At 62.1% G+C, this 5,831-nt stretch carries 5 protein-coding genes; all 5 read right to left on the bottom strand.

Annotated elements, in window-relative coordinates; translation table 11 throughout:
• Positions 1-206: 206 nt before the first annotated feature.
• The gene (locus tag WCJ41_RS19800; protein ID WP_336907562.1) at positions 207-1,091 is read right to left on the bottom strand and encodes a DMT family transporter; all 885 of its coding nucleotides are present in this window, start codon (positions 1,089-1,091) and stop codon (positions 207-209) included.
• Positions 1,092-1,181: 90 nt separating this feature from the next.
• Complete coding sequence (locus tag WCJ41_RS19795) at positions 1,182-2,198, bottom strand: ABC transporter permease (protein ID WP_336907561.1); 1,017 nt, start codon at positions 2,196-2,198, stop codon at positions 1,182-1,184.
• A gap of 11 nt (positions 2,199-2,209) precedes the next feature.
• Entirely contained in the window at positions 2,210-3,730 is a 1,521-nt protein-coding gene (locus WCJ41_RS19790; protein WP_336907560.1) for a sugar ABC transporter ATP-binding protein, read from the bottom strand.
• Between the two features lie 72 nt (positions 3,731-3,802).
• A complete protein-coding gene (locus tag WCJ41_RS19785) occupies positions 3,803-4,753 on the bottom strand; it encodes a substrate-binding domain-containing protein (protein ID WP_336907559.1) in 951 nt (316 codons plus the stop codon).
• Between the two features lie 217 nt (positions 4,754-4,970).
• Positions 4,971-5,828, bottom strand: a complete 858-nt coding sequence (locus WCJ41_RS19780) for an SDR family NAD(P)-dependent oxidoreductase (RefSeq protein WP_336907563.1) — start codon at positions 5,826-5,828, stop codon at positions 4,971-4,973.
• Between the last annotated feature and the right edge of the window lie 3 nt (positions 5,829-5,831).

The raw sequence follows: 5,831 nt of genomic DNA, 5'->3' as shown, positions 1-5,831 counted from the left end.
TTCTGTACAAAGGAGAGAACTGTTGGCGCGGCATCACCGAGATCGGTCGATGCACATCGCGCCAGGACTGATTTTGAGCCCGGGTTCCAGACTTCCTCGCGCAGAACAACAACGCCCGAAAGAAGACATAGGCCCGCCGGCACTCCGGGCGCCCGGGTTTTCTCTACGTTCCAGGAATGGCTCAGCCAGGGCTAGGCAAGTTGCACTTATGCCTGGTTGGCAGGGTCTCTTCGTCCAAATACATAGACCCCTGCACTCACGATCAGGACCATACCTGAAATCGTCCAGACATCCGGAACGTTGTGAAAGACCAGCCACCCGAAGATGGCTGCCGAAACGATCTGGACGTAACTGAAGGGTGTCAGAACGTTGGCGGGAGCGAGTGCAAAGGCCTTGGTCAAAAGGAGTTGCCCGCTCCCAAAGCTCACGCCGAGGCAGAGCAGGATCACCCAGTGATAGAGATCGGGCGAGCGCCAGTCCAACATTGCCAGCGGCAAAGATACGAGGGTCCCGACAAGCAACGTCCAGGCAACGGTTGTTCTGGGCAATTCGCCCAAGGAAGCCAGTCTCCTGCTGAGCAGTTGGAGAATGGCATAGAACACGGCCGCTGCCGCCGGAAATATCGTGTATTTTGAAAGCGCGTCGATCCCTGGCCGCGCGACAATGAGAACGGCAAGAAACCCGATGGCGACGGCTATCCAGCTGGCCGGATCCACACGTTCTCCTAGCATTCGCTGTGAGAGTGCAACCACGATGAATGGTCCCGCGAAGAGAATGACGGTGGCCTCCGCCAGAGGCAGGTAGCGGACGGCAAACACCATCAGTCCCCCGACGCAGACAGGGCTGAGCCCCCGGATGACCTGAAGGCCGGGCCGGCGCGTGGAATACATGCCCCTCCAGGAGCCCGGACCGCTCGCGACGAGCAACGCAACAAGGGCCGGCGCGTAACGGGCCAGCATGATCTGTCCGAACGACTGGCTGTCGACGAGGATCTTGCTGAAACCGTCGACCGCCCCGAAACAGCTGACAGCGACGATCAGCAGCAGAATGGCGCTGGAACGTTCCGAAAGCCGGGAGCCGGGCAAGGTCAAGACTGTGCTTCCGGAGATCTGCGTTCTCGAGGTGGACGAAACTGATGCGGAACGGTCCGGCGGAGCGGAATGTCCCGACGATCTACCATCTCAGTTCTTGCGGCGCCGCGACTTCGCAAACGTATCGAAGGCCACGGCCAGCACGATGATGACGCCGATGATGATCTGCTGGATGTAGGAGTTCACATTCATGAGGACCAGACCGTTGAGCAGCACGCCGATCAGCAGGCTGCCGACAACCGTGCCAAAGATGGACCCCGTGCCCCCGAACAGGCTGGTTCCACCAATCACCACGGATGCGATCACCGTGAGTTCGTAGCCGGTTCCGGCAACGGCCTCCGCAGAGTTGAGGCGGGCAGCCAGCACAAAGGCACCGAGGCCAGAGAAGAACCCCATGATGATGTAGACACTGGTGATGATGGCGGAGACATTGAGGCCGGCAAGGCGCGCTGCCTCCGGATTGCCGCCAACGGCATAAACACGCCGGCCATAGCGGGTGTAGCTCAGCACGATATGGGCGATGACGGCTGCCACCAGAAAGATGATGACCGGGACCGGCACCGAGAAGATCTTGCCCTGCCCCCACCAGGTGAAGCTTGGCTCGAAACCCGAGATCGGCCCGCCGGCCGCAAACAGCAGTGCCGCTCCGCGAAACACCGACATGCCGCCGAGCGTTACCACGAAGGCCGGAACCTTGAGCTTGGTGATTGCCACGCCCTGGAGAAGCCCACCCACGAGGCCGACCGCGATGGCCGCGAGTGCCGCCAGCGGCCAGCCATAACCGATGGTCTCGTCCCCCACGGTGAAGCGGTCCTGCATACCACCCTTTGCAACAGCGGCTGCAACCAGGCCGGCAAAGGCCAGAAGGGAACCCACCGACAGATCGATGCCAGCCGTGAGGATCACGAAGGTCATACCAATGGCCAGCAAGCCGGTGATCGAGACCTGCCGCATGACATTGAAGAGATTGACGGAGGACAGGAAGCGCGGCTCAAGAATCGCGAACACCGCCATCAGCACCAGCAGGAATATGAGGGGCGCAAAGCGCGCCAAGAACGAGAACGCATCGAAGTCCCTGCCCGTCTTCGCGGCCACGCTGTCAGTCATTCCCGGCCCCATCAAGCTGCACGCTGCGACCCGATCGTCATCAGCGTCATGAGTTTTTCGGGCGAGGCCTCTGCTCTCGTCACCTCGCCGGTGACGTGGCCCTCCCGCATCGTGAGAATGCGGTCGGCGAGCGACAGCACCTCCGGCAATTCGGATGAGATCACAATGATGGCGATGCCCGTTTTCGCCATCTCGATCAGAAGATTGTGGACTTCGACCTTGGCACCCACGTCAATGCCGCGTGTGGGCTCGTCGACAATCAGGACACGCGGCCGCAGGGCAAGCCAGCGGGCAAGCACGACCTTCTGCTGGTTTCCTCCGGAGAGGTTGCCGACCAATTGATCGCCTGAGGCCATGCGGATGTTGAGGAGCCCGCGATATTCTTCGACGAGCGCGCTTTCCTTGGCGCTGCTCAGGAACCCCGCTGCGGATGAGATCTGATCGAGCGAGGCGATCGACATGTTGGTGCGGATGGCAAGCGACAGGAACAGGGCCTGCTGCTTGCGGTCCTCCGGCACGAGGCCGATCCCCTCGGCGATGGCATCTCGCGGCGAGGTGATGGCGACGGGCTTTCCATCCACGATCAATTGGCCTTTGTCGAACGCGTCGGCGCCAAAAACCGCCCTCGCCATCTCGGTACGGCCAGCGCCGACGAGACCCGCAATGCCAAGAATCTCACCCTTGTGGAGGCGGAACGAAATATCGTGGAGCTCGATGGCGCTTGCATCCGTACTCTTGCGCCTGCGCGACAGCCCTTTCACCTCCATGGCCACTTCCGGGGTGCTGAAGGATTGGGCGCGCTGCTGAAGCAGGCCGACGTCACGGCCCACCATCAGCCGGATGATGGCTTCGACACTGGTTTCGGCCACCTTGCCATGGCCGGCATTGCGGCCATCGCGCAGAACCGTATAGCTGTCGCAGAGCTCGAAGACTTCCTCGAGCCGGTGAGTCACGAAGATAACCGACACGCCTTCCCGCTTCAGGCCGCGAATGATCGAAAACAGCTTTTCGACCTCGGCGCGGCTTAGCGCGCTGGTCGGCTCGTCCATGATGATGAGGCGCGACTTCATCGAGAGTGCGCGGGCGATCTCAACCATCTGCTGCTCGGCGACGGAAAGGTCTCGGACCATGGCACGGGGGCTGCGGTCGAGACCGACGCGGGCGCACAGCGCGCGGGTCTGCTCTTCAAGCTTGCGGTAGTTGACGAACAGGCGCGATCCCGGCTCGCGGCCGATGAAGACATTCTCTGCCACCGTCATGTCGGGCGCCAGGGTGAATTCCTGATAGATCGTCGCGATACCCGCCTGTTGCGCCACTTGGGGACTGCTGAAGCTAACGGACTGGCCAGCCAGTTCGATCGTTCCCGCATTGGGCGCCTGGGCGCCGGACAGGATCTTCAGCAGGGTCGACTTGCCTGCACCATTCTCACCAAGGAACGCGTGGATCTCTGCTTCACCGACGGCAAAGTTCACCTGGTCGAGCGCCCGCACGCCCGGAAAGGTCTTCGATATCCCGGACATGCGGAGAAGCATTGGCAGTTCCGCTGATGAGGTCATGTGCAATTGCCCGGCCGGCAGCATGCCGGCCGGAGCTTGCGTGTCTGATTACTTCACTTCGCCAAGGCGCTCTGCCGTGTTCAGATTGTCCTTGGTGATGGCGACCGGGGTGAGCAGCAGCACCTTGTCAGCCGGCTTGGTGCCATCCTTGATGAATGCCACGAGGGTCTGCACGCCAAGGGCGCTCTGCTGTCCGGGAAACTGCTCGATCGTCGCCGTGAGGCCGCCGTCGCGCACCTGTGCGAGGGCTTCCGGGAGGGCGTCGAAGCCGATGATGGAGATACCGGTCAAGCCACGCGCCTTTACGGCTTCCATGGCACCCAGCGCCATGTCGTCATTGGCGGCAACGATCACCTTCGGCGGCTCGGCAAGGCCCGACAGCGCAGCCTCCGTCACCGAAAGGCCCTTGTCACGCGCAAAGCCCGCAGTTTGCTCGAACACGATCTTGTACTTTTCGCCTGCCGCGTCGAGCACGTTGTGCAAGCCCTTGTTGCGATCGATCGCGGGCGATGCGCCCGACTGGCCCTGCAGGTTGATGATGGTGGCGCCATCCGGGTAGAGCGACAGGATCAGGTTACCCTGAGCCTCGCCACCCTTCACGTTGTCAGCGCCCACATGGGCGAGAATGCCCTCGACGGAGGGAACCCGGCGGTCGACGGTGACGACGGGGATGTTGGCTTCCACCGCCTGCTGCAGCGCCGGCGCCATAGCGTCAACCTCGTTCGGGCTGATCACGATGCCCTTGACGCCCTGGGTGATGGCCGCCTCGATGTCGGCCGTCTGCTTGGGCGAGGAGACCTGGCCATCACTCTCGATGACCTCGTAGCCCTGCTTCTGGATCTCCGCCTTGAAGGCGTTCATCATATGCACGAAGAAGGGGAAGCTGAGGCCCGGCACGGACGCAAGGATCTTGTCGGCGGCAAGGGCTGCCGTCGACGATGACGCGATGATGAGTGCGGCAGCGCTGCCGAGCAGAAGTCTTCTGTTCAGTATTGGCATTTGAGTCCTCCCAGGACGTGTCTGACAGTTGTTTCTATTCTGTCTGTTTTCCGTGGGATGAACCGGAGCGCTGGTGCTCCAACCGCCCCACGGTCAAATCCTAGATTGCGATTGAAGGTTTGTCCAGAAGCCGGCGAGGGGTGAAGCGTCCCGGCACAGTCGCTCCACGACGCCGCGCGGCATCAAGAACCCGAGCGGGGATCCTCATCGAAGCACCTTAGCGGCCGCCGCGACTGACAAAGGATGCAAACGCCTCGCCATGATCCTTGTGCCAGCGTGAGAGCGGCGGGCGGTTCTCGACGATGTCGCCGGCCGCCCACAGGATGCGCTTCTCATCCAGTGCCCGCGTCGCCTCATTGTCAGGGCAGAGGACATAGAAATCGCCATCTGAAACACGCTCCAGCATAAAATCGACGGTCTGTTCCGGCGTCCATGCACCGGCGGGCTTCTCGGTCCTGCCCTTCGCCGTGAGTTCGGTGAAGACGAAGCCCGGAATGAGAAGATGGGCCGTGATCTGGCATTCGTCCGTGTTGCGGAGCTCATGCGCCAACGCCTCCGTCATCACCTTCACCCCCGCCTTGGAGATGTTGTAGGCCGGATCTCCCGGCGGCGTGGTGATGCCCTGCTTCGACCCCGTATTGATGACGAGGCCCGGACTGCCCTGCCCGATCATACGCGGCACAAAAGCCTGCACACCGTTGATCACGCCCCACAAGTTCACATCAATGACGCGCTCCCAGCTCTGGCGAGGGCCGAACATGGAGCTCCCCGGCTGGATCCCGGCATTGTTCATAAGCACGTGGAGGTGACCCCATTCGCCCTTCACCCGATCGGCCAGGGCTTGCACCTCCTCATGGCTGCCGACGTCCGTTTCCGCAGCCATCACATCCCGTGCGCCGCCGGGAGCGACTTCAGCGATGCGGCGGGCCGCCTCTGCTAAACGCGCTTCGCCGAGATCGGCGATACAGACACGGAGCCCCGCCTTGGCAAATGCGATGGCTGAAGCAAGCCCAATTCCAGCGGCGCCTCCGGTGATGACGGCGGTGTTTCCGGGCTTGATGGCGGGATGGCTCATGTG

Source organism: Aestuariivirga sp., from assembly GCF_037139295.1.
Lineage (GTDB): Bacteria > Pseudomonadota > Alphaproteobacteria > Rhizobiales > Aestuariivirgaceae > Aestuariivirga.
This window is presented reverse-complemented; position numbering and strand designations above follow the sequence as displayed.